The organism is Streptomyces sp. CA-251387 (genome assembly GCF_050936625.1).
Taxonomy (GTDB): domain Bacteria; phylum Actinomycetota; class Actinomycetes; order Streptomycetales; family Streptomycetaceae; genus Streptomyces.
The window spans coordinates 5454419-5475649 of the sequence record NZ_JBNJMJ010000001.1; the positions used below are offsets into that span (position 1 = coordinate 5454419).

Sequence of the window (21231 nt, forward strand, 5' to 3'; positions counted from 1 at the left end):
CCCGACCACCACACCCCGCATGAGCTGTGTGTATCACGACCAGTCTCGCAGATCGCGGGGGAGGGGAGGCCCGTTGCCGGGTCCGTGGTGGCTCCACTGCCGGTCAGCGGTGGCCCTCCTGCCGGTCAGCGGTGGCCCCGCTGCCGTCACCTCCCGCTGGCCTACCCTGAGGAGGTCACTGGCAATCGGAGTCCGAGAAGTCGACAGAAGGTCGGAGAAGTCGCAGGCCCATGAGTGAATCGCCCTATCCGTACGAAGCACCGGCCTCGCAGGCCCTGTTCGACCGTGCCGCCGCCGTCACGCCCGGCGGCGTGAACTCCCCGGTGCGCGCCTTCCGTGCCGTGGGCGGTACGCCCCGGTTCATGGTGTCCGGCACCGGTCCGTACCTGACCGACGCCGACGGACGTGAGTACGTCGACCTCGTCTGCTCCTGGGGGCCCATGATCCTCGGGCACTCTCACCCCGAGGTCATCGCCGCCGTCCAGGACGCCGTCTCCCGCGGTACCTCCTTCGGTACGCCCGGTGAGGGCGAGGTCGCCCTCGCCGAGGAGATGGTCGGGCGGATCGAGCCGCTCGAGCAGGTGCGGCTCGTGTCCAGCGGGACCGAGGCCACCATGTCCGCCATCCGGCTCGCCCGCGGGTTCACCCAGCGCACCAAGGTGATCAAGTTCGCCGGGTGCTACCACGGGCATGTCGATTCGCTGCTCGCCGCGGCCGGGTCGGGCGTGGCCACCTTCGCCCTTCCCGACACCCCCGGCGTCACCGGCGCCCAGGCCGGCGACACCATCGTCCTGCCCTACAACGACCTCGAGGCCGTGCAGGAGGCCTTCCACCGGTTCCCCGGCGAGATCGCCTGTGTGATCACCGAGGCCTCGCCCGGCAACATGGGCGTCGTCCCGCCGCTCCCCGGCTTCAACCAGGGACTGAAGGATGCCTGCCAGCGCAACGGCGCTCTCTACATCTCCGACGAGGTCATGACCGGCTTCCGTACCAGCCGCGCCGGCTGGTACGGCATCGACGGGGTCCGACCCGACCTGATGACCTTCGGCAAGGTGATGGGGGGCGGCTTCCCGGCCGCCGCCTTCGGTGGGCGTGCCGATGTCATGGCCCACCTCGCGCCCGCCGGGCCCGTGTACCAGGCCGGCACCCTCTCCGGTAATCCCGTCGCCACCGCCGCCGGGCTCGCCCAGCTGCGGCTCCTCGACGAGGTCGCGTACGACAAGATCAACGCCGTGTCGGCGACCCTCCAGTCCCTCGTCACCGAGGCCCTCACCAAGGAGGGCGTCGCGCACCGGCTGCAGAACGCCTCCAACATGTTCTCCGTCTTCTTCACGGACCGGGCCGTCCAGAACTACGAGGACGCCAAGCGGCAGGAGTCCTTCCGCTTCACCGCCTTCTTCCACTCGATGCTGGCGCAGGGCGTCTATCTGCCGCCCTCGTCCTTCGAGTCCTGGTTCGTGTCCACGGCCCACGACGAGCGGGCGGTACAGCGGATCGCCGACGCCCTCCCGGCGGCGGCCCGAGCGGCGGCGGAGGCCACGGCGGCATGAGCAACGGCATCGACAAGAGCAGCAGCGACATCACCGTCGTCCACCTCGTGCGGCACGGCGAGGTCGCCAACCCGGACGGGATCCTCTACGGCCGTCTCGCCGGGTATCACCTCTCCGAGCTCGGGCGGCAGATGGCCGACCGGGTCGCCGAGCACCTGGCCTCCCGGGACATCACGTACGTCTGCTCCTCCCCACTGGAGCGGGCGCAGGAGACCGCGACGCCGATCGCCAAGACGCACGGGCTGGACCTCGCGACCGACGAGCGGCTCATCGAGGCCGACAACGTCTTCCAGGGCAAGACCTTCGGAGTCGGGGACGGGGCGCTCCGGCGGCCCGAGAACTGGAAGCACCTGGTCAACCCCTTCAAGCCGTCCTGGGGTGAGCCGTACGTCGACCAGGTCATCCGCATGATGGGCGCGCTCGGCTCGGCCAAGGACGCCGCGCGGGGGCACGAGGCCGTTCTCGTCAGTCATCAGCTGCCGATCTGGATCGTGCGGTCGTACGTCGAGAAGCGGCGGCTGTGGCACGACCCGCGCAAGCGGCAGTGCACGCTCGCGTCCCTGACGAGCTTCACGTACCAGGGCGACAGGATCGTGTCCGTCGGCTACACCGAGCCCGCCATCGATCTCGTGCCCGCCCATCTCCGTGCCGGTGCGAAGCCGGTGAAGGGGAAGGACAAGGCGTTCGGCGCCTGAGGCGCATGCGTGTCTGAGAAGCTTCGGCGCCTGACAAACCCTGGCGCCTAAGACACGTTTGTGACATTTGTTGCGAATCCTCCGAGATCCGGAGGAACCTCCCCGTTCGTCGCGCCCTCTGACTGGGTGACCACCAGCCAAACGCGACGGACGGGCCAGAAATGCGCAACTTCAGTCGAAGGGGACTTATCGGACTCGGCGTGGGTGCTGCCGCATCTGTCGGACTCGCGGGATGCGGCGCCCTTACGTCGTCAGACGGGTCGAGCCAGGGTGCGGGTTCCGGTGGTGACGGGAACAACAAGCCCGGCACCCAGGCCAACCGCGCCCGCCCCATAGGCGACGGCTCCACCTCCTACACCGGCAAGCAGCCCCACCAGCCGGCCAAGCCCGAGCCGCTGGAGCCCGGTCAGGAGCCGCCGCAGTTCGTCGTCTTCTCCTGGGACGGCGCCGGCGAGGTCGGCAACGGCCTCTTCCCGCGCTTCCTCGACCTCGCCAAGCAGCACGACGCGCACATGACCTTCTTCCTCTCGGGGCTCTATGTGCTGCCCGAGTCGAAGAAGCGGCTCTACGACCCCCCGAACAACCCGCGCGGCGCCTCCGACATCGGCTACCTCACCGACGACCACATCAAGCAGACGCTCAAGAACGTCCGCCAGGCCTGGCTCGACGGCCACGAGATAGGCACCCACTTCAACGGCCACTTCTGCGGCGGCACCGGCACCGTCGGGAACTGGACGCCGCAGCAGTGGCGCAGCGAGATCGAGCAGGCCAAGTCCTTCGTGAAGGAGTGGCGGACCAACAGCGGCTGGACCGATCTGTCGTCCCTGCCCTTCGACTACGACAAGGAGCTCGTCGGCGGCCGTACGCCGTGCCTCCTCGGCCAGGACAACCTGCTGCCCACTGCCCGTGAGCTGGGCTGGCGCTATGACGCGTCGTCGCCGGGCGGGCGACAGGTGTGGCCGGCGAAGAAGCAGGGGCTGTGGGATCTGCCGTTGCAGCAGATACCTTTCCCCGGACGTTCGTTCGAGGTCCTGTCCATGGACTACAACATGCTCGCCAACCAGTCGATCAACTCGACCAACGCGCCCAGCCACAACTACCCGGCCTGGCGTGAGCAGTCCGCGCAGGCGTACATCCAGGGCTTCAAGCGGGCATACGAGACAAACCGCGCACCCTTCTTCGTCGGCAACCACTTCGAGCAGTGGAACGGCGGTATCTACATGGACGCCGTCGAGGAAGCCCTCAAGCACATCGCGCGGGAGAAGGAGAAGGGCGCCGACATCCGGCTCGTCTCGTTCCGGCAGTTCGTGGACTGGATGGACGTACAGAAGCCGGAGGTGCTCGACCGGCTGCGCACGCTCGAGGTGGGGCAGGAGCCCGCGGGCGGCTGGAACGCGTTCATGAAGGGCGGCTCCGCCGGCTCCTCCACAAGCTCGCAAAACGCTGCCTGAAATGCGGGTTTCCGCCCGCAAGGGGGGTGCGCAAGATCCCCAGAACGGGCATGCGAAACTTTTCACATGAGTGCCGCCCGTCGCGCCCGTAGCCGTGTCGCCCTGCTCGCCATCACCAGCGCCGCCGTCGCCGCGCTGGCCCTGTCCGCGTGCAGTTCGGGCGGCACGTCGGGCGGTGGCGGCAACACCAACTTCATCACCGGCAACAACGGCATCGACACGGCCGCCCAGGGCAAGCGAGCCGCGGCTCCCGTGCTGTCCGGCAAGACCATTGAGGGCGAGCAGCTCAGCACCGCCGACTACAAGGGCAAGATCCTCGTCGTCAACGTGTGGGGGTCCTGGTGCGGGCCGTGCCGACTCGAGGCGAAGAACCTGGAGAAGGTCTACCAGGACACCAAGGACCAGGGCGTTCAGTTCGTCGGCATCAACACCCGCGACAGCAGCACCGGTCCCGCGATCGCCTTCGAGAAGGAGCACGGCGTCACCTTCCCGAGCCTGTACGACCCGACGGGCAAGCTGATGCTCCGGTTCAAGAAGGGCACGCTCAACCCGCAGCTGATCCCGTCCACGCTCGTCATCGACCGGGAGGGAAAGATCGCCGCGCGGGCACTGCAGGGGCTCAGCGAGGAGTCGCTGCGCGGCATGCTCGACCCGGTCCTCGCGGAGAAGTGACGTGAGCGCACTGTCCACGCTCGCCGCCGAGTCCTACAACGGCACCGTGATGAACGGCGCCCTGGTGCTGGCGCTTCCCATCGCCGTGCTCGGCGGGCTCGTCTCCTTCTTCTCGCCCTGTGTCCTGCCGCTCGTCCCCGGTTACCTGTCGTACGTCACCGGCGTCAGCGGCACCGACCTGGCCGAGGCCCGGCGCGGCCGCATGGTCGCCGGTGCCTCCCTCTTCGTGCTCGGCTTCACCGCCGTGTTCGTCTCCGGCGGGGCGCTGTTCGGCTTCTGGGGTTCGACCCTGCAGGAGAACAAGGACGTCCTGGCGAAGATCCTGGGCGTGCTCATGGTCCTCATGGGCGTCTTCTTCATGGGCCTGATGCCTTGGCTCACCCAGCGCGAGTTCCGCTTCCACAAGCGGCCTGCCACCGGACTCGTCGGTGCCCCGCTGCTCGGCGCCCTCTTCGGGATCGGCTGGACGCCGTGCATCGGCCCGACGCTGGCCTCCGTCCAGACGCTCGCCATGCAGCAGGCCAGTGCCGGCCGCGGTGCCATCCTGACCGTCGCCTACTGCCTGGGCCTCGGCATTCCCTTCGTGCTCGCTGCCGTAGCCTTCCGCAAGGCCCTCGGCGCCTTCGCCTGGGTCAAGCGCCACTACGTCTGGGTCATGCGCATCGGCGGCATCATGATGATCGCGACCGGGGTGCTGCTCCTGACCGGCGCGTGGGACCGCATCGTGCAGGAGATGCAGGTCTGGTCCAACGGCTTCACTGTGGGGATCTGATCGATGAGCAACACCACAACGGACAACACCCCGGGCCGGGCCGAGGACCAGGACCTGGGTGCCGCCGGCTCCCAGCTGTCCACCGCCCCCACCGAGGAGATCGCGAGCCTGCCCTCCCTCGGCGTGATCGGCTGGGCCCGCTGGTTCTGGCGGCAGCTCACCTCGATGCGGGTCGCGCTGCTGCTGCTCCTGCTGCTGTCGCTCGGCGCGATCCCCGGCTCGCTCATCCCGCAGACCGGCATCGACGAGACCAAGGTCGCCGAGTTCCGCAAGGCGCACGAGACGCTCGCGCCGATCTACGACAAGCTCGGCCTTTTCAACGTCTACAGCTCGGTGTGGTTCTCCGCGATCTACATCCTGCTGTTCGTCTCCCTCATCGGCTGCATCGTCCCGCGCACCTGGCAGTTCGTCGGCCAGCTGCGCGGCCGCCCGCCGGGTGCTCCGAGGCGCCTGACCCGGCTGCCCGCCTACACCACCTGGCGCACCGAGGCCGAGCCCGAGCAGGTCCGCGAGGCCGCGCTCGCCCTGCTGAAGAAGCGCCGCTTCCGCGCCCACCTCGCCGGTGACGCCGTCGCCGCCGAGAAGGGCTATCTGCGCGAGGTCGGCAACCTCGCCTTCCACATCGCGCTGGTCGTGATGCTGATCGCCTTCGCCTGGGGCCAGCTGTTCAAGTCCGAGGGCAACAAGCTGGTCGTCGAGGGTGACGGCTTCTCCAACACCCTCACCCAGTACGACGACTTCAAGTCCGGCAGCCTCTTCAGCCAGGACGACCTCGACCCCTTCAGCTTCAACCTCAAGAACTTCAAGGGCACCTACGAGGTGACCGGCCCCAACCGCGGCACCCCGCGCACCTACCAAGCCGACATCACCTACAGCGTCGGCGCCTACGGCAAGGACAAGAAGACCACCGTCAAGGTCAACGAGCCGCTGGAGATCGGCGACTCGAAGGTCTACCTCGTCAGCCACGGCTACGCCCCCGTCATCACGGTCCGCGACGGCAGGGGGAAGGAAGTCTTCCACGACGCCGTGCCCCTCCTTCCGCTGGACGGCAACGTCACCTCCACCGGCGCGATCAAGGTCATGGACGGCTACCGCGACGCCAAGGGCAAGTGGGACCAGCTCGGCTTCCAGGCCTTCTTCCTCCCGTCGTACGGCGGCGCGGGCACCGCGGTCGTCTCGCAGTTCCCGGCGCTGCTGAATCCTGTGCTGAACCTGGAGGCCTACCACGGCGACCTCGGTGTCAACGCCGGGCTGCCGCAGAGCGTGTACCAGCTCGACAAGAAGAACCTGGAAGGCTTCAAGAACGCCAAGGGCGAGCAGCTGCGGGAGAACCTGAAGCCCGGCGAGACCATGAAGCTCCCGAACGGCGCCGGGTCGATCACCTTCGAGAAGGAGATCAAGGAGTGGGCCGGCTTCCAGGTCGCCCGCCAGCCCGGCAGCGGCTGGGCACTCGCCGGTGCCCTCGCCGCGATCTTCGGCCTCGCCGCCTCCCTCTTCATCCAGCGCCGCCGCGTGTGGGTGCGGGCCACCACCGGCACCGACGGCGTCACCGTCGTCGAGATGGCCGGCCTCGGCCGCAGCGAGTCCGCGAAGGTGCCCGAGGAACTCGGCGACCTCGCCGGGATCCTCTACGAGCAGGCGCCGGGCGCACCCGACGCCGACGAGGACGCGCCGGGCGACGGCTCCCACGACGACACCGACACCCCCACCCCCGACCCCCAAGTCGCACCCGCCGAAGGGGCTGAGACCAAGTGACTCTCGCCGCCGCGACCGAGCTGGCCGCCGCCACCAACGAAAACCTCGCGAGCATCAGCAACACGCTGATCTACTCGTCGATGGCCGTCTACACCCTGGCCTTCTTCGCGTACATCGCCGAATGGCTCCTCGGCAGCCGCAGCAAGGTCGGCCGCACCGCCGCCGCGCTCACCCCGGCGAAGGCCCAGAAGGCCGCCGCGCCCGCCGTCACCGTGCAGAAGGGCGGCTCCACCGCCGTACTGGAGCGGCCGAAGGTCGTCGTGCGGTCCACGGCCGGGCAGCGGGACGTGCCGGACGGGCCCGGGGCGCACGGTGGGGACGAGCAGGGCGACCTCTACGGTCGTATCGCCATCTCCCTCACCGCCCTCGCCTTCCTGATCGAGTTCGGTGGCGTGCTCGCGCGGGCTCTGTCGGTGCAGCGGGCGCCGTGGGGCAACATGTACGAGTTCAACATCACCTTCTCCACGGTCGCCGTCGGTGTGTACCTCGGCCTGCTGGCGCTGAAGAAGAACGTGCGCTGGCTCGGGCTGTTCCTGATCACCACGGTCCTCCTCGATCTCGGCCTCGCCGTCACTGTCTTGTACACCGCCAGCGACCAGTTGGTTCCCGCCCTTCACTCGTACTGGCTGTACATCCACGTCTCCACGGCGATCTTCTGCGGCGCGGTGTTCTACGTCGGCGCCGTCTCCACGCTGCTCTACCTCTTCAAGGACTCCTACGAGAACAAGCTGGCGAACGGCGGCACCCCGGGCCGCTTCGCGAACTCCGTCCTCGACCGGCTGCCCGCCTCGGCGTCCCTCGACAAGTTCTCCTACCGCGTCAACGCCGCCGTCTTCCCGCTGTGGACGTTCACGATCATCGCGGGCGCCATCTGGGCGGGCGACGCCTGGGGCCGCTACTGGGGCTGGGACCCCAAGGAGACCTGGTCCTTCATCACCTGGATCGCCTACGCCTGCTACCTGCACGCCCGCGCGACGGCCGGCTGGAAGGGCCGCAAGGCCGCCTACCTGGCTCTGATCGCCTTCGGCTGCTGGCTGTTCAACTACTACGGCGTCAACATCTTCGTCTCCGGCAAGCACTCGTACGCCGGGGTCTGACACCCTTCTACGGACCAAGGCCGGTTCCAGTGACCTGAGTCACTGGAACCGGCCTTCGTCGTACGGACAGACAGAGAGACGTGGATACGAATCTGCGGAAACGCATCCGCGCGGGGGACCACGACGCTTTCGGTGAGCTCTTCGACGCGTACGCACGCTCCGTCTACAACCATGCCTTCCGGCTCACGGGGGAGTGGAGCACGGCCGATGACGTCGTCTCGCTGACCTTCCTGGAGGCCTGGCGGCTGCGCGAGCGGCTCGACGAGGAGGGCGGCTCGCCGCGGCCCTGGCTGCTCGGCATCGCCACCAACGTCACGCGCAATGTCCGCCGTGCCGCCCGAAGACACGCCGCCGCCCTGGCCCGGCTGCCGCGCGACGAGCGGGACGACACCGTGCGCGACTTCGCCGACGAGGTCGCCGAGCGCCTCGACGACGCGGCGCAACTGGCCGTCGTACGCACTGCTGTGAGCAGGCTGCGGCGGGCCGAGCGCGAGGTGCTGGCGCTGTGCGTGTGGTCGGGGCTGGACTACCGGGCGGCGGCGGACGCGCTGGGGGTGCCGGTGGGGACCGTACGGTCGCGGCTGTCGCGGGCGCGAATAAAACTCGCGAAGCATCTCAAATCCGGGGAACTCCCCGGATCCCGCGGACAGATGAGAAGTGACCGCACCACCGCGGTCGGGCCCCTGAGGGAGGGAAACCGATGAACCAGCTCCCGGAACTTCCGGACAGAGACCTTCCGCCGGGCCGTCACCGACTCCTCAAGGAGCATCTGATGACCGAGATCCGGCAGGAACCGTCCGAGACCCCCGTGCGCAGGCGCTTTCTGCGCACCGCCCTGGTCGTGGGCGCCGCCGCGGCCGTCACCGCCCTCGCCGTCACGCTCACCGTGCCGTCCGGCGACCCCGCGCCGCCGTCCGCCTCCCCGGAGGCCGCGGCCCTGCTGGAGGACATCGCGCTCGCGGCCGCGCACAGTGACGTGCCGAAAGACATCCGCGACGACCAGTTCGTGTACATCAAGAGCAAGGTCGGCTGGAGCGTGTATGAGGAAGGCAAGCCCCCGAGGCTGGAACCGATCCACCAGCGCGAGGTGTGGAAGTCGGTGGACGGCACCCGGAAGGGCCTGCTGCGCGACGCCGACGCCGGGTTCGACGAGCAACCGCTGGATGCGGACGCCCCCGACGACGCGTCCAGCACCAATTACCGCAACCTCCAGAGCCTGCCGACCGACCCCGACAAGATGTACGACTGGCTGAACAGCGTCAGCGAGGGCAGCAGCAGCAAGGACGAGGCCAACTTCGTCCTCGTCGGTGACCTCGCCCGCGAGTCCCTGATGCCGCCCGCGCAGGCCGCCGCCCTCTATCGGGCCGCCGCCAGGATCTCCGGCGTCTTCGTGATCGACGACGCCGTGGACGCGGCAGGTCGGCACGGTGTGGCGGTGGCGCGGCTGGACGACGGGGAGCGCCAGGAGCTGATCTTCGACAAGGAGACGAAGGAATTCCTCGGCGAGCGGGCCGTGGCCGTCGAGGACATGGCGGGGGGCTTCAAGAAGGGCGAGGTGACCGCCCGCACCGCCATCCTGGAGCGCGCGGTCGTCGACAAGGCAGGTCAGCGGCCGTAAGGGGTGCACATCGTCCCCGGCGGGGTCAGGCTGGTGTCATGACCGGTTCCATCGAACAGGGCACCAGCCAGACCCACGGGAACACGCACATCCTGCACTTCCTGGTGCGGCTTCCCCGGCCGATGGAGACGGTCTGGCCGGCGCTCAGCACCCCCGAGGGGCTCGCGGCCTGGTGCACGCCCGCCGACGTCCTGGAACCCCACCTCGGCGGCGCGGTCACCCTGCGTGACCTGGGCAGCGGGCGGGTCACGGCCTGGGACGTGGACCGGGTCGCCGAGTACACGGTCGAGGGCGGCGGCCGGATCCGCTTCCACCTGGAACGGGACGGCGAGCAGGGCGCCGCGCTCCGCTTCACCCATGAGTTCCAGGGCGAGACGGAGTCGGAGCAGCGCTGGCGGGCCCGGTTCGAGCGGCTGATCGAGGTGCTGGAGGGCGGCTCCTAGGAGCCGTAGGCGATTACGCCGACGGCAGGCACTCCTTCGCCGGCGGCTTGCCGTCCGGCCAGGCCGGCGTGACGAAGCGGCTGCGGCCCTCCGGTGTGACCTCGACGATGGGTACGGCCTTGTCGTACGGGTTGCCGTGCTTGTCCAGGCTCGCGGATGCCCCGGTAGGTCAGCGTCATCGCGTCGTAGGCGATGATCAGCTGGCCGTCGTCCAGGGTGACCGGCCCGATGAGCCCGACCCGCTGCCCGCCCTGCGCCCCCGAGTCCTGCGCCTGGGAGCCCTCCGTCTCCGGCTCCCGCGCCGCCCGCACGAGGTCCGCCAGGACCTTCGCGTCCTCGGCGGACCCGCCGGTCGCGGGCGGGTCGTTCGGTACGACTCAAGAGTAGGGAGGGGGAGTTGGTTCGGACTAGATCGCGTGATGGCCGTTGGGTTACGAAACTGTCGGTCCGCTTACGAAACGGGCGGGCGTGAGGAAGGCACCGTCGAGACGATGACGTCCCGCAGCCGCTCCACGTACAGCCGCATGTTCTTGTGCGCGATGTCGGTGTCCGGGAAGCGGCTCGCGAACCAGAGGCCCTCGTGGAGCCGGGTGATCCAGGCGCACACCTGGTCGCCGTACGACACCCTGATCAGCCCGTACGCCTTCTGCTCGGCCCAGCGCCCGGATCCGGGGACGCCGCGGGCGTCGACGTAGGAGACGATCGAGTACAGGTCCGGTGACGTGGGGCGGAAGTCCGCGCCGAGCAGTCGCAGCACCCGGGCGAGCGGCATGCGGGCCATGTGCCGGTTGGCGTGCAGCGCGGCGCGCACCGTCCCCAGGGCGCCGGGCAGGTCGCGGGCCTCGCTCATGGGAATCTCGATGGGGGCGCCGCCCACGTACCAGCCGACGGAGTCCGACCAGCGGGACCTCACTCGGGTGTGCAAGGGCACGACGGTGCGGTAGACGGGCTGTCCGCCGATGTCGTGGACGGCGAGGGCGGTGGCGGCCAGGACACCGACCGCGCTGCCGCCGTAGGGACGGCAGTACGCCTCGAAGGCGGCGGCGGTGTCGGCGTCCGTGAGGCTCTCGCGCAGCAGCCGCTGGGTGGGCAGCCCGCCGTCGGGGTCCAGGCCGAGGTCGAGGGGGAACTCCGGCAGCCTGCCGTCGCAGCGGCCGACGAACTCCCGCCAGCGGGCGACGATCTCGTGGCTGTCGTCGATCCGGTCCGCGTCCGTCCGCTCGATCTCGCAGAAGTCGACGTAACTGCCGACCGGCGCCAGGTCCGTGGCCCGGCCCCCGAGGGCCGCCGCGTAGAGCTCCTGGATCTCGGCCGGGATGCGGTAGATGGAGTGGCCGTCGACGTTGCTGTGGTCGAAGGCCATGTACACGCTGGTGGAGTCGTCGCGGACGACGGCCGCGTAGATGAGGTTGGGCCAGCGCAGCGCGTCCGCGGTGACGTCGAAGCGGTCCTGGAGGCGGCGGACCAGGTCCGCCGGGCGGGCGAAGTCGCCGACCTCCGTGCGCTGCAGGGACACCGCGTCGGCGGCGAGCGTGAACCGGCGCATCTCGTCGCCCGGTTCGCCGGACCAGCGGAAGCCGCTGCGCAGCGTCTCGTGCCGCAGCGTCCAGCCGCGCAGCGCCTCCTCCAGCGCGTCGAGGTCGGCCCGGCCCGGCAGGTCGAACGCCGTACCGAGCCAGGTCGGCACGAACAGGCCGTCGTCGCGTACGGACCGGGCGGTTCTGATGTGCGACTCCTGGATGTACGCCGGCGGTCTGGAGTCCTCCGGCAGACCCGTCGCCCTCGCGACGGTCGCCGGACTGAGCGTCCATTCGACGAGACGTCCGGGCCGGACCTCGCAGCGCTGGATGTCAGTGATTCGCACGGGCGGCTCCATTCGCGGCGGGGGGACACACCCGAAAGGGTGGTATATCGCCCAACGAGGCAACCCTTCCTCAGAAACGGTTCGCTGCGATCAGCCGACCGTGATCGAGTCCAGCTTCGCCCGCAGATACACATGCGAGTCGACCGGCTCGTACGCGACCCGCCCCACCGGCGCGGGCACGGACTCGACCAGCGTCCCGGGCGTGCACTCGCCGAAGTAGACGAGGGACATCAGCTCCTCGGCGGGCGCGTCCGCGGGCGGCGGCAGCACGCGATGCCGCCCGGACCGCCAGCGGTCGCCGGTCCAACGGGCCATCAGGTCCCCGATGTTGATGGTGAAGGCGTCCGACTCGTACGGCGCGTCCTCCCACCCTCCCTCGTCCGTGTAGACCTGCAGCCCGCCCTTGCCCGCCTGCCGGTCGAGGATCGTCACCGTCCCGAAGTCGGTGTGCGGGCCGATGCGGAACTGGCCGGGCTTCGGTTCCCCGACGACCTCGGTCCCCGGGTACCAGTTGATGTTGAAGCCGTACGTCGGATGGTCCATGTGCCGGGTGAAGAAGTCGGGTTCGAGCCCGAGCGCCTCGCCGAGCAGGGAGAGCAGCCGGTTCTCCAGCTCCCCCATCCGCGCCAGGTACTCCTCGCACAGCGACTTCAGTTCGGGCACCTCCGCCGGCCACACGTTGGGCGCGTACCACTCGGCGTTGACGACGGGGTCCTCGAACGGCTCGTGCGTCGCGAAGGTCAGCGACTCCTTGAGGTCCGGCGGGGTCTCGGTGCCCTCCGCGTAGCCGTTGGCCTCGGCGCCGGGGCCGAGCCAGCCGCGGCCGCCGACCTTGGCCTCGTAGGCCTGCTTGACCTCGACGGGGAGCACGAAGAAGGCGCGGGCCGCCGCCCGGATCCGCGCGCGCAGCGCCGGGTCCACACCGTGCCCGGTGACCAGGAGGAACCCGGCGGTCTGCAGCGCCTCGTCGACGGTGCGGGCGATCGCCCGGCGCGCCTGCGCGTCACCTTCGAGCCAGGGCCCGAGGTCGATCGTGGGGATGCACGGAGGGCGTGGCGTGCGTGGCGTGCGGGGCTTACTCACCGATGTCCTCGTTCCACAGGGCCGGATGGTTCTTGATGAAGTCGCGCATCATCCCGATGCACTCGGCGTCGTCCAGGAGCACGACGTCCACGCCGTGCTCGGCCAGCCAGTCGTGCCCGCCGTGGAAGGTGACCGCCTCACCGATCACCACCCGGGAGATCCCGAACTGCCGGACCAGACCGGAGCAGTACCAGCAGGGCGAAAGCGTGGTGACCATGGTCGTTCCGCGGTACGACCGCTGCCGTCCCGCCGCCCGGAAGGCGGCCGTCTCCGCGTGCATCGACGGGTCGCCGTCCTGGACGCGCCGGTTGTGACCGCGGCCGAGGAGGGCCCCGTCGGGGCCGTAGAGGGCGGCGCCGATGGGAATGCCGCCTTCGCCGAGCCCGGCACGCGCCTCGGCGAAGGCGGTGCCGAGCCATGTACGGGCGGTCGCCGGGTCCAAGAGCTCCATGCCCCCCACTCTTCCCCTATCGGAGTGTGACGAGACTCGTCCCGTTGTACGGCGCCATGCACCGCACCGTGGGTGGGGTGCGCAGGATGTCGTTCTCGGCGAACAGCCGGCGGGCCGCGTCGAAGGGGACGTCGTCGCCGGCGATCAGGGCGACCCGGTCGTAGAGCTCGTGGGCGGCTTCCGGCAGGGTCGGTCCTTCGCCCTCGTCCTCGCCCCACACGTCCCACAACAGCGGCTCCACCTTGTTCAGCGCGGCGAGGTCGAGCCGGATGTTGCCCGCGACGAACCGCTCCCCGAAGAAGGGCCCCTCCTGCGGCGGGTGGAGCCCGAAGGTCCTCGGGTCCGCGCCGCCCTCGCGGATGGCCCGCCATGCCACGCCCGCGACCAGGAAGCGGTCGCGGGGGACGTCCATCGGGTCGAAGTCCACGCGCCAGGCGTGATGGAGGGCGGGGTCGGCGAGCTGCGGGTCGGCGAGGAGCCAGGTGCCGCGCCGGTCGTCCCAGTACTCGGTGACCACGTGATCGCAGTGGAAGCCGTCGGCACGGAAGTAGTCGGCGAAGCCCGAGCGGATCCGGGCCGGGATGCCGTGGTGGCGCAGCAACGAGCAGTGCAGCAAGGAGAAGTCACGGCAGACTCCGACGAACCGGTCGCCGACCTCACGCGGCTCGGACAGTGGGGCGGCGCTGCGCTCGACGATGATCCGCAGGATGTCGTCGATGTAGCGCGACTCGGCGTCGTTGTGGAGACGGTCGGTCGGATGGGTGTGCCGGAACAGCTCCGCCTCCCCGCGGTGGACCATCAAGCCCCGGGTCATGCGGGCCAGTTGAGACGGGTCGGCGGGGAGGCCGGCGTAGTGGCAGGCGAGTTCGCAGGGATCGGAGAAGGTGCTCTGGGTGGCGTAGAAGGCCACGGCGTCCGGGTGCGCGGGCATGAGAGGACCCCCAGGCGGAACCGAGTATGCGTTCGATTGCGGGCTCGCGCTCCTTACCGTGTCAAAATTCGCCGCGCACTGTCCATGCCCTCTTCCTCACCGGCTCCGGGCTCCGGGGTCCGGGTCCGGTCACTGTCGGCCGGGCGCCATCAGGTCCTCCACCAGCATGACCAGGGCCGACTTCGGGACGGTGCTGTTCGACCCGCTGTCTGTGGAGCCCGAGCCCTTGGTGTCGTTGACGCCCTGGAAGATGCCGAAGTCGATGGGCCCGTCGTCTGCCGAGGCGGGAACGGCGGCGGCGAGGAGGGCCGCGCAGACGAGGGCGGCGGAAGCGATGATCTTCATGCCTGGCCCAACGACGAGACCGGCACCAGGATGTTCTGTTCTGCACCTTTGGCGGAGCTTCGGGCATCAGCCGGCGACGCGGTCGACGCACTCCAGGTAGTCGTCCAGGCGCCCCGCGCCGGACAGCATCGCCCGGGTGCGGGCCATCAGCATCTCGCCCCGTGTCGCGATCGCCGTACGCAGGGCCTCGGTGCTGCCCTCCCGGCGCAGCCCGTCCAGGACCGGGCGGATCTGGCCGAGGAGGTAGTGGCTGCGGCGCAGGGTGTGGATCAGGCGGGCGTCGCGGACGTCGGCCGGGCGATAGACGCGGTACTTCGTGCCCCGCTCCCGTTCCGGTGCGATCAGCCCGGCCGCTTCCCAGACCCGGAGCGCCGACGTCCGTACGCCGAGCAGCGCGGCCACCTCACCGATGCGCAGACCGGAGCGCGGCAGCTCGGCCGGGGGCGCCTCGGTTAGGGTCTCCAGGGCCTCGCTCGTCGCCCGCAGCGCGGCCCGCTCCCCGTGCAGCGCGGCGTGCGCGGCGTCGACGAGGGCGAGCGCGGCCGGGACGTCACCGGTGTTTACGGCCCGCATGATCCCGGTCGCCGTCACCGGCCCGTACCCGTGCAGCAGCGCCCGGTACGTCAGCAGCGCCCGCCGGTGCACCTGGGTGAAGGTCCGGTAGCCGGACGCGGTGCGCGCGGCCGGGGGCAGGACGCCCGCCTCCTCGTAGTTGCGGACCTGCTGCGTCGAGATCCCGGCGAGGCGGGCCAGGTCGACCGGCCGCAGTCGTTCGTCGTCGTTCCTCACGGGAGTTGAAGGTTACGCGGCAGGAACCCCCATGTCATCAGGGATGATCAGAGAGAAGTACGGCCAGAGTCTCCACAAGCACTTCAATGGAAAACTTGAAGGCATGGAGGACTGCATCCGCATCACTGGCGCCCGACTGCACAACCTCGACAACGTCACCCTCGCGATTCCCAAGAACAAGCTGGTCGTCATGACCGGCCTCTCCGGCTCCGGCAAGTCCACCCTCGCCTTCGACACCCTCCACCGGGAGGGCCAGCGGCAGTACATGGAGTCGCTGGGCATGGTCACCGGCCTCGTCAGCCGCCCCTCCGTGGACTCCATCACCGGCCTGTCCCCGTCCATCAGCGTCGACCAGCACCTCACCAACCGCAGCCCCCGCTCCACCGTCGGCACGGTCACCGAGGTCTTCACCTACCTCCGGCTGCTCTGGTCGAGGATCGGGGTACGGCCGTGTCCCGGCTGCGGGAAGGACGTCCCGCCGTCGCACGCGTACGAGTACGACGACGAGGACACCGAGGGCGGGCAGGTCCCCTGCCCGCACTGCGGCACGCCCGTCCCCGAGCTGGTGATGGGCTCCTTCTCCTTCAACAAGCCCGCCGGCGCCTGCCCGGCCTGCACCGGCCTCGGCGAGGTGATCCGGGCGGACGTACGACGCCTGGTCGACGGGGAGCGCTCGGTCGCGGAGGGTGCCGTACTGGGGTGGCACCCGAAGGCCGTCGAGCGCAATGTGCAGTTGCTGCGGGCGGCGGCCCGGCACTACGGGTTCACCTTCGACACGGACCGGCCACTGGACCAACTGACCCAGCGGGAGCGGGACTTGCTCCTGCATGGAGTCGAGAGCCCGGAATTCCGCCGCCACTTCCCGAAGACCGAGCCGCCCGCCACCGTCACCGCCGGACGCTTCGAGGGCGTCGCCACCGCGCTGATGCGGCGCTACGCCGAGCGCATCGAGGACACCGAGTACCGGGAGCGCACCGAGAAGCAGGCGCTGGTGAAGGAGGTCTGCGGGGAGTGCGGGGGCGCCCGGCTGCGGGCGGAGAGCCGGGCGGTCACCGTGCACGGGCTGACGATCGTCGAGGCGGCCCGTGCGTCTCTCGACGAACTCGCCGCCTGGCTCGGCGGGTTGCGCGAGCGGGTCTCCCCGGACGAGTGGCTGTTCGTGGAGCCGGTCGTCGCCGACCTCACAGAGCGCGTACGGCGGCTGGTCGACGTCGGCGTCGGCTATCTGACCCTGGAGCAGCCGACGCCGAGCCTGTCCGCGGGCGAGGCGCAGCGGCTGCGGCTGGCCGCGCTGCTGGGCTCGGGGCTCACCGGGGTGCTGTACGTCCTCGACGAGCCGACCATGGGGCTCCACCCCGCCGACACCGCCCGCCTGGTCGACGTGCTGCGCAGGCTGCGGGACCTCGGCAACACGGTGCTGGTGATCGAGCACGATCTGGACGTGCTGCGGGCGGCGGACCATGTGGTGGACGTCGGTCCGGGTGCCGGCCGGCACGGCGGGCGGATCGTGGCCCAGGGGACGCCGGAGGAGGTGGCGCAGGCGGGGGCCGCGGGGTCGGTGTCTGGGGCTGCGGACCCGATGGTAAGGGCTGCGGGGTCGGTGTCTGGGGTCGCGGACCCGGTGACGGGGGTCGCGGACCCGGTGACGGGGGCTTTGGGGCCGGTGGCGAGGGCTGCGGACCCGCTGACCGGAGGCGCGGGCTCGGTGACGGGGGCGTATCTGTCGGGGCGGCTGTCGTCGCCCGCGTCGAAGGGGCGGGGGGACGCCGACCGGGCGCTGGTGATACGCGGGGCGCGGGCGCACAACCTCAAGGACCTCACCGTACGGATCCCGCTCGGCCGTCTGGTCACCGTCACCGGGCCGTCCGGGTCGGGCAAGTCGACCCTGCTGCTGGACATCCTGGGCCGGGCCGCGCGCAGGCACTTCCACGGCGCGGGGGACCTGCCCGGTGAGCACGACGGGATCGACGGTTGGGAGCACCTCGGCAAGGTGGTGACCATCGACCAGGAGCCGATCAGCAGGCTGCCGCGCTCGAACGCGGCGACGTACTCGGACGTCTTCACCCCGATCAGGGAGGCGTTCGCGGCCCGCTCCGGGGGACGGCTGGCTCCGGGCGCCTTCTCCTTCAACGTCCCCGGCGGCCGCTGCGAACGCTGCGAGGGCGCCGGCGTGCTGTCGGTCCACATGCACTTCCTGCCGGCGGTGGAGGTGAGGTGCCCGGGCTGCCGCGGCCGGCGCTTCCGGCCGGAGGTGCTGTCGGTGCGCCACGAGGGGCACGACATCGCCGAGGTGCTGGAGGCGACGGTCGACGAGGCCCTGGGGATGTTCGCCGACATCCCGGCGATCACCGCCCGCCTGCGCCGCCTGTCCGACGTCGGCCTCGGCTACCTCCCGCTGGGCCAGCCGGCCACCACGCTCTCCGGCGGCGAGGCCCAGCGCCTGAAACTGGCGAAGGAACTGGGCCGCAAGGCGGCGGGCAGCACCCTCTACCTCCTGGACGAGCCCACCACCGGCCTCCACTCCGCCGACACCGCCCGCCTCCTCGCCGTACTCCAACGTCTCGTGGACACCGGCCACTCGGTCATCACCATCGAGCACAACATCGACGTCGCCCACGCCTCGGACTGGCTGATCGACCTGGGGCCGGAGGGCGGGGCCGGTGGGGGGAGGCTGGTGGCGGAGGGGGCGCCGGGGACGGTGACGGGCTGACGGCTGGGGGCCGGCCGCACGGAGCGGGCGGGGCGAGTGCCGGGGCGAAGGAAGCGGAGGCATGCGGCAGGGGGCCGAAGCCTCCGTGCGGACCACGGCCGTCGGCTCCTGGAGGTGGGCGAGCTTTGGGTCGGGAGCCGCCCCAGCGGCACGACTGCCCGCAGGTTGGGTGGGCTGGGTAGGTACGGGCTGCGCAGGCTCGGTGGGTGCGGGGCCGGGAGTTGCGGCTCAGCTTGATGGCATGCGGTGCCGCAGCCGGCCCAGGGGCGCGGGGAACTGCGCGGCCAACCACCGACAACCAGCAGCCGCCGTCGAACCCGAAATCCCGAGCTCTTGGGCGCACGCCCCGAGGGCAGACCGTTCGCCCGGGTCGACGACGAACTCGATGCAGCCGGGCTTTCGTCGCAGCACACTACGACGGCCCCGCGCTGCTGCACCGCGTGGACGCACGACTCGGCCTGCGCGACGGGGACTTCACCGCCCTCGGCGCCTTCGCGCACGCTCTTCGTCGTCCGGCGCCCGGAGCGCGCTGACACGGGTAATTCGGTGGCGGTACGCGGGCCGGCGGGTGTTGTGTGACGTGGCCCGAGGGCACGAGGAACGCCGGGTGAGGAGGCTTGATGGCCTGGTCGGTGATGGAGTGGTCTTGGCAGGTGGCCGCGCTGCGGCAGCGGGGCTGGGCCCTGGCCGCGTTCGTGGCCGCGTGCACCGACGACCCCGAACGGGCCCGCGAGGCCCGCAAGTTGGCGGCGCAGCTGCTCGGGCCGGGCCCTGCCGACCTCGACGCGGCCCACGAGATCGTCCGGACGCTGGACGAGTGGGCCGACGACCTCGCGGATCACCCGCACCATCCCGGCGAACCCCGCCCCGACGAGGCCGACCGGCAGGCGCGCGACCACGTCAAGGACATCCTGCGCGGCCGGCTGGCGATCGCGGACCGCGACTGGATGTCGTGGACCAAGCTCTGCCTGGACGCCGATTTCTTCGCCCTGCGCCGGGTGCCAGGACTGGACCGGCAGACGCGCGAGGACGTCTTCTACACCTACGGGCGCGGCACGATGGCCCTCGACCTCGGCCATCGCGCGGCCGCCGAGCGTGAGAGGGCACGCCTGAGCCGGCTGAGCGAGGCCCACGCCGCATAGGCGCCGGGCCCTCAGTCCCCGGACACCCGCAGCAGCAGCTTGCCCGTGCTCGACCGCGCCCCCATCAGCCGGTGCGCCTCGGCCGCCTCCTCGAGTCCGAACTCCGCCGTCACCGGCAGGGACACCGTCCCGTCCGCCACCGTCGCGAACGCCCGCCCGGCCAGCGCCCGAAGCTCCGCCGGGGCGGTCTTCGCCAAGGTCAGGATGGAGAAGCCGCCCACCGAGACGCCGAGCGGATACAGCTCGGGCTGCCCCACGCTCCACGGCTCGGCCGAGCTCGCATTGCCGAAGGAGACCAGACGGCCGAACGGCGCGAGCGAGCCCAGGGAGCCCCGGAAGGTGTCGCCGCCCACCGGGTCCAGGGCCAGATCGACCCCGCGGCCGCCGGTCGCCGCCCGCACCCCCTCCGCGAAGTCGCCGACGAATACCTCGTCATAGCCGTGCTCACGGGCATACGTCGCCTTGGCCTCGCCCGACACCACGCCGTACACCGCACCGGCGCCCGCCGCCTTCGCCAACTGGCCCACCACCGTGCCGATGCCGCCCGCGGCCCCCTGCACCAGCACCGTCTCGCCGGGTTGCAGCCGGCCCACGGCGTGGACCAGCGCGTACGCCGTCGTCACCACCGTCGGCAACGTGGCCGCCGTCCGCAGGTCTACGCCCTCGGGGAGCGCGAAGACGGTCACCGCGTCCGCTACGGCCACGTCCGCATAGGCGCCGCCCTCCGTCAGAGCGGTCACCTCCTGGCCGACGGCCAGGTCGGTCACGCCCGCGCCGACCGCCCTGACCCGCCCGGAGACCTCCAGGCCGGGGACGTACGGCAGCGTCGCCACCCGGTAGCCCTCCGCACGCGCCTTGAGGTCGGCGAAGTTCACCCCCGTGTACGCCACGTCGATGCTCACCTGGCCGGGCCCCGGCTCGGGGACCTCCGCCTCCACGACCTTGAGGACGTCGGGACCGCCGTACTCCTGCACCTCGACCGCACGCATGACGACACACCTCTTCCGAGTGTTCAACAGGGATCGAACACTCGGGAGTGTATGGTTTTCATCGAACACTCGGCAACCGGTCACACATCACAGAGCCGCAGATCCAGCCGACGACAGTTCAGGGGGTACGGCATGGCCGAGCGCACCGGAACCAGCCATCGGGTCGCCCCCGAGCACACCCACCCCGACGACGTCTCCGTCCAGACCGCTCTGGCCGCGCTCGCCGACCCCGTACGCCTCGCGCTCGTAAGGGAGTTGGCGGCGTCCGAGGTCTGGTCCCGCAGCTGCGGCAGCTTCGACGTCCCCGTCGGCAAGGCGGCCCTCAGCCATCACTTCGCCGTGCTGCGCGGAGCCGGTCTCGTGGAGCAGCGCGACGAGGGGCCCAGGCGGGTCAACCGGCTGCGGAAGGAAGAGTTCGACGCCCGGTTCCCGGGACTGCTCGACCTGGTGCTGCGCGGGGACGAGTCCGGCTGACCTTCGACGGCGGTCCCTACGCCGAAAAACTAAACGGCTTTCGCCGCCCGGTGTTCCGTCAGGGCTCGTCCCGCTTGTTCCGGTCGTCCTTCTTCCCGTCGTCGTCCTCGTCCAGCGACTTCAGGAACTCGGGATTGTCGTCGGGGGCGACCCACTGCTGCCGCTCCCGGCCGCCCCGCATGCCGGACCAGCCGTCGGCGGCCGGGCTGCGCTTCTTGCCCGCGATCAGCCAGGAGATCGAGCCGACGAGCGGGAACAGCAGGACGAGGATCGCCCACAGCGGCTTCGGCATGTGGCGGATGTCCTCGTCCTTCGTGCTGATGCAGTCGATGAATGCGTACACGCTCAGCGCCAGTGGCACGAGGAACATCAGCACCCGGAGCATGGGTCCTCTCCAGCG

Annotated in this window: 21 protein-coding genes and 2 pseudogenes; 14 read left to right on the top strand and 9 right to left on the bottom strand. The window is 70.6% G+C overall.

Annotation, left to right across the window (positions count from 1 at the left end; genetic code table 11):
- Positions 1-230: 230 nt before the first annotated feature.
- The 10 genes from hemL to ACQEV2_RS24485 all read left to right on the top strand — a co-directional run bounded on the left by hemL (position 231) and on the right by ACQEV2_RS24485 (position 10053).
- A complete protein-coding gene (gene hemL / locus ACQEV2_RS24440; protein WP_433045323.1) occupies positions 231-1550 on the top strand; it encodes a glutamate-1-semialdehyde 2,1-aminomutase in 1320 nt (439 codons plus the stop codon).
- A complete protein-coding gene (locus ACQEV2_RS24445) occupies positions 1547-2245 on the top strand; it encodes a histidine phosphatase family protein (protein WP_433045326.1) in 699 nt (232 codons plus the stop codon). The genes hemL and ACQEV2_RS24445 overlap by 4 nt, the downstream gene beginning before the upstream one ends.
- Before the next feature lie 161 nt (positions 2246-2406).
- Positions 2407-3696: a hypothetical protein gene (locus ACQEV2_RS24450; RefSeq protein ID WP_433045328.1), complete on the top strand. Its 1290-nt coding sequence runs from the start codon at positions 2407-2409 to the stop codon at positions 3694-3696.
- A gap of 66 nt (positions 3697-3762) precedes the next feature.
- Complete coding sequence (locus ACQEV2_RS24455; RefSeq protein ID WP_433045331.1) at positions 3763-4368, top strand: TlpA disulfide reductase family protein; 606 nt, start codon at positions 3763-3765, stop codon at positions 4366-4368.
- A 1-nt stretch (position 4369) separates the two neighbouring features.
- Positions 4370-5140 (top strand): cytochrome c biogenesis CcdA family protein, encoded by a 771-nt coding sequence (locus tag ACQEV2_RS24460; protein ID WP_433045334.1) that lies wholly within the window; start codon positions 4370-4372, stop codon positions 5138-5140.
- Positions 5141-5143: 3 nt separating this feature from the next.
- Positions 5144-6895 (top strand): cytochrome c biogenesis protein ResB, encoded by a 1752-nt coding sequence (gene resB / locus ACQEV2_RS24465; protein WP_433045337.1) that lies wholly within the window; start codon positions 5144-5146, stop codon positions 6893-6895.
- Positions 6892-7992, top strand: a complete 1101-nt coding sequence (gene ccsB / locus ACQEV2_RS24470) for a c-type cytochrome biogenesis protein CcsB (RefSeq protein ID WP_433045340.1) — start codon at positions 6892-6894, stop codon at positions 7990-7992. The genes resB and ccsB overlap by 4 nt, the downstream gene beginning before the upstream one ends.
- Positions 7993-8072: 80 nt before the next feature.
- Positions 8073-8696 (top strand): RNA polymerase sigma factor, encoded by a 624-nt coding sequence (locus ACQEV2_RS24475; protein ID WP_433045343.1) that lies wholly within the window; start codon positions 8073-8075, stop codon positions 8694-8696.
- On the top strand, positions 8693-9610 hold the full coding sequence (locus ACQEV2_RS24480; protein WP_433045346.1) for a CU044_5270 family protein: 918 nt from the start codon (positions 8693-8695) through the stop codon (positions 9608-9610). Before ACQEV2_RS24475 ends, ACQEV2_RS24480 begins: the two co-directional genes overlap by 4 nt.
- Before the next feature lie 38 nt (positions 9611-9648).
- Positions 9649-10053 (top strand): SRPBCC domain-containing protein, encoded by a 405-nt coding sequence (locus ACQEV2_RS24485; protein WP_433045349.1) that lies wholly within the window; start codon positions 9649-9651, stop codon positions 10051-10053.
- 13 nt (positions 10054-10066) lie between these two features.
- Here ACQEV2_RS24485 and ACQEV2_RS24490 read toward each other — a convergent pair.
- The 7 genes and pseudogenes from ACQEV2_RS24490 to ACQEV2_RS24520 form a co-directional block, all read right to left on the bottom strand.
- A pseudogene (locus tag ACQEV2_RS24490) lies at positions 10067-10415 on the bottom strand (hypothetical protein); the annotation flags it as partial.
- Positions 10416-10504: 89 nt separating this feature from the next.
- Positions 10505-11917 (bottom strand): condensation domain-containing protein, encoded by a 1413-nt coding sequence (locus ACQEV2_RS24495; protein WP_433045352.1) that lies wholly within the window; start codon positions 11915-11917, stop codon positions 10505-10507.
- Positions 11918-12007: 90 nt separating this feature from the next.
- The gene (locus tag ACQEV2_RS24500) at positions 12008-13000 is read right to left on the bottom strand and encodes an isopenicillin N synthase family dioxygenase (RefSeq protein ID WP_433045355.1); all 993 of its coding nucleotides are present in this window, start codon (positions 12998-13000) and stop codon (positions 12008-12010) included.
- Positions 12993-13451, bottom strand: a complete 459-nt coding sequence (locus tag ACQEV2_RS24505; RefSeq protein ID WP_433045358.1) for a nucleoside deaminase — start codon at positions 13449-13451, stop codon at positions 12993-12995. Before ACQEV2_RS24505 ends, ACQEV2_RS24500 begins: the two co-directional genes overlap by 8 nt.
- A 16-nt stretch (positions 13452-13467) precedes the next feature.
- Positions 13468-14382, bottom strand: a complete 915-nt coding sequence (locus ACQEV2_RS24510) for a transglutaminase-like domain-containing protein (protein ID WP_433045361.1) — start codon at positions 14380-14382, stop codon at positions 13468-13470.
- Positions 14383-14511: 129 nt separating this feature from the next.
- The gene (locus ACQEV2_RS24515) at positions 14512-14727 is read right to left on the bottom strand and encodes a hypothetical protein (protein WP_433045364.1); all 216 of its coding nucleotides are present in this window, start codon (positions 14725-14727) and stop codon (positions 14512-14514) included.
- Between the two features lie 66 nt (positions 14728-14793).
- Entirely contained in the window at positions 14794-15516 is a 723-nt protein-coding gene (locus ACQEV2_RS24520; RefSeq protein WP_433045367.1) for a MerR family transcriptional regulator, read from the bottom strand.
- A gap of 103 nt (positions 15517-15619) precedes the next feature.
- Between ACQEV2_RS24520 and ACQEV2_RS24525 the strand changes: the two genes are divergently transcribed.
- The 3 genes and pseudogenes from ACQEV2_RS24525 to ACQEV2_RS24535 all read left to right on the top strand — a co-directional run bounded on the left by ACQEV2_RS24525 (position 15620) and on the right by ACQEV2_RS24535 (position 19368).
- Positions 15620-18226 carry an excinuclease ABC subunit UvrA gene (locus tag ACQEV2_RS24525; protein ID WP_433045370.1) on the top strand — a complete coding sequence of 869 codons (2607 nt, stop codon included), beginning with the start codon at positions 15620-15622 and terminating at the stop codon, positions 18224-18226.
- 351 nt (positions 18227-18577) lie between these two features.
- A pseudogene (locus ACQEV2_RS24530) lies at positions 18578-18759 on the top strand (hypothetical protein); the annotation flags it as partial.
- 87 nt (positions 18760-18846) lie between these two features.
- Entirely contained in the window at positions 18847-19368 is a 522-nt protein-coding gene (locus ACQEV2_RS24535) for a hypothetical protein (RefSeq protein WP_433045373.1), read from the top strand.
- An 11-nt stretch (positions 19369-19379) separates the two neighbouring features.
- Here ACQEV2_RS24535 and ACQEV2_RS24540 read toward each other — a convergent pair whose 3' ends face one another.
- Positions 19380-20357, bottom strand: a complete 978-nt coding sequence (locus ACQEV2_RS24540) for a quinone oxidoreductase family protein (RefSeq protein ID WP_433045376.1) — start codon at positions 20355-20357, stop codon at positions 19380-19382.
- A 132-nt stretch (positions 20358-20489) separates the two neighbouring features.
- Here ACQEV2_RS24540 and ACQEV2_RS24545 point away from each other — a divergent pair, with 132 nt between their 5' ends.
- Positions 20490-20831, top strand: coding sequence for an ArsR/SmtB family transcription factor (locus tag ACQEV2_RS24545; RefSeq protein WP_433045379.1), 342 nt, complete (start codon positions 20490-20492; stop codon positions 20829-20831).
- Between the two features lie 58 nt (positions 20832-20889).
- Here ACQEV2_RS24545 and ACQEV2_RS24550 read toward each other — a convergent pair whose 3' ends face one another.
- The gene (locus tag ACQEV2_RS24550; RefSeq protein WP_433045382.1) at positions 20890-21216 is read right to left on the bottom strand and encodes a PLD nuclease N-terminal domain-containing protein; all 327 of its coding nucleotides are present in this window, start codon (positions 21214-21216) and stop codon (positions 20890-20892) included.
- Positions 21217-21231 lie beyond the last annotated feature (15 nt).